The sequence below is a fragment of the Mucilaginibacter sp. genome (genome assembly GCF_036383575.1).
Classification (GTDB): Bacteria; Bacteroidota; Bacteroidia; order Sphingobacteriales; family Sphingobacteriaceae; genus Mucilaginibacter.
Genome location: NZ_DASVOB010000639.1, coordinates 1 through 2,030 on the forward strand (window position 1 = coordinate 1; position 2,030 = coordinate 2,030).

Annotated in this window: 2 protein-coding genes; one reads left to right on the forward strand and one right to left on the reverse strand. The window is 41.3% G+C overall.

Features of this window, described 5'->3' with window-relative positions; genetic code table 11:
- Positions 1-67: 67 nt before the first annotated feature.
- Positions 68-796, reverse strand: a complete 729-nt coding sequence (locus VF500_RS22550) for a TlpA disulfide reductase family protein (RefSeq protein WP_330861835.1) — start codon at positions 794-796, stop codon at positions 68-70.
- A gap of 181 nt (positions 797-977) precedes the next feature.
- Here VF500_RS22550 and VF500_RS22555 point away from each other — a divergent pair.
- The coding region (locus tag VF500_RS22555; protein WP_330861836.1) for an ABC transporter permease at positions 978-2,030 on the forward strand (1,053 nt) is incomplete at its 3' end.

Sequence of the window (2,030 nt, forward strand, 5' to 3'; positions counted from 1 at the left end):
CATATTGTTATGAAGCGGCTTTTGTTTTTAGAGATATACCCGTGTGCTTTTAAATCTTTAAGAATTGCTACCGGATATCTGATATAGTTTTCCTGATCCAATCCGGCACGGTTCCGTCGCCGTAGCCCTGGCTGTTAAACCGTATAACGCCTTCCCTGTCAACAACCAAACTCACTGGACATTCATCAACACCGTAATAAGCAAACAATGGCATCGAATCACCGATGACATGATATTTAAATGGCGATACTTTCAAAAATCGTTCAACCTGTTCCGTTTTATCCAATGAAATTGCGATGAATACAACATCTTTATTATTTTGATATGCTTCAACAAGGTGATTTAGTTCCGGCATTTCATACCGGCAGGGAGGGCAAGCTATAAACCAAAAATTCAGGACAACAATTTTCCCTTTCAGATCTGCAGCTGTAATCACATTACCGTTAACATCCTTCATACTAAAAAAGTTAAATGTGCTGCCTGTTTTAAAAAATCTGGTCTCCGATGGTTTCTTAGCATCAACATGCAAACGCCCATCTGTAAGATTATCGCGTTTAGTCAAAACAAAAGCCGAACTGTCGCTATCATGCTGTACAGGTTTCAACATATAATTGCCTGTAGCCACCAGTTCATGCCACTTAGCAAAGGGATATTTTTCGCCTTTCGCATTGATGACCACTGTTTTTTCGTTAAAACCGTATTCTTCTATTGGTTTTGTTATCTCAATCTGCCCATATGCATTTGAAATACCCATGGCCAACAACACAATGGAAAACAAGAGGATGTGATTTTTCATTTCAAGGTTTAAATTTCGGCCGAAATTTAAAGTATAATTGGCATGCCGCCAAATCAGACTATTTCAATGCTCCCAATATTATTACAATCAGATATGTCACCAATCAAAAAATTAGTGATCTGCCCCTGTAACAAATAGGCATAGTGCTTAGTCATACCAACAAGTTTTTTATATTTATACCATGCCGGTAAAAACCTCTTACAAAGAAAACATTTCTATTGCATTACAGTCCATAGCCGGCAACAGGCTGCGCACCTCGTTAACCGCGCTGATCATCGCTATAGGTATTATGGCTTTGGTTGGTATTTTAACGGCAATTGAGGGGATCAGGCAGTTTACCAATGATGCTTTTGCTGATCTTGGCGCCAATACCTTCACCTTACAGAACCGCGGCGAAGGGTTAAACTTTGGCAATGGCGGGCATCGCAAGGTTTATCCGGCCATTACTTATGATCAGGCGGTGCGTTTCAAAAACACGTTTAAACTACCAGTGGCTGTGGCCATTAATTTAGAGGTGAATGGCACCGCAGTAGCTAAATATGGCAACCAAAAAACCAATCCAAATATCTCTATTTCGGGTTCAAACGAAAACTACCTGCTAACAGCTGGTAAAAAACTGGCTTTCGGGCGTAATTTTTCGGCCTCTGAGCTGGAACATGGCTCAAACGTGGTGATCATTGGCGATGAGATCAAAAAGAAACTTTTTAAAACCGAAGACCCGATAAATAAATCGATATACCTTGGTACCGACAGGTTCAGGATTGTTGGCGTATTTGCATCAAAAGGTTCAAGCTCATTTGGAGGCGATAAATTTTGTGTGATCCCTGTATTGAAAGCCAAGCAAATAGACAGTACAAAAAATGCATCATTTACGGTAACCATTAAAGTAGCCACTCCCGGTGCGCTTGATGCTACCATTGGCGAAGCTACTTCCCTGTTCAGAAATGTAAGAGGGCTTAATGTAATTAACCAGGATAACATTGAAATAAGTCGGAGCGATTCCATTCAAAAAGAACTTTCAGGCCAGCTTGCAGGGATTACAGCCGCTGGTTTTGCTGTAGGTATCATCACGCTCATTGGTGCGGCTATCGGTCTTATGAATATTATGCTGGTATCGGTAACCGAACGTACCCGCGAAATTGGTGTACGAAAAGCCATCGGTGCTACCCCGGCTATTATTCGTAAACAGTTTTTGATAGAGGCCATAGTAATTTGCCTGATAGGCGGTGCGGCG

Excerpts from the sequence above, each read along its gene's own strand:
- VF500_RS22550 (WP_330861835.1), bottom strand. The coding sequence starts at position 796 with ATGAAAAATCACATCCTCTTGTTTTCCATTGTGTTGTTGGCCATGGGT.